Consider the following 276-nt stretch of genomic DNA (forward strand, 5'->3'; position numbering starts at 1 on the left):
CCTCCCTATGCCCGTTCCTCCCAGATCATCGCCAGATGCACGATGGTCTGAACCGCCTTCTCCATGTCCTGCCGGCTCACCCATTCCAGCCGCGAGTGGAACGCGTGCTCGCCGGCAAAGATGTTGGGGCAGGGCAGGCCCATGAAGGACAGCCGCGAGCCGTCGGTGCCACCGCGGATCGCGGTGCGCATGGGTCGCAAGCCGGCTCGGCGGATCGCCTCGATGGCGTATTCGAGAATGTGCGGGTGACGGTCGATCACCTGCTTCATGTTGCGG

General features: G+C 65.2%; 1 pseudogene. It reads right to left on the bottom strand.

The features are described 5' to 3' along the window. Nucleotides 1–5: 5 nt before the first annotated feature. Nucleotides 6–276, bottom strand: a pseudogene (locus tag Q5L94_RS13655) (peptidase T); the annotation flags it as partial.

Source organism: Idiomarina sp. Sol25, assembly GCF_033052775.1.
In the GTDB taxonomy this organism is placed as follows: domain Bacteria; phylum Pseudomonadota; class Gammaproteobacteria; order Enterobacterales; family Alteromonadaceae; genus Idiomarina.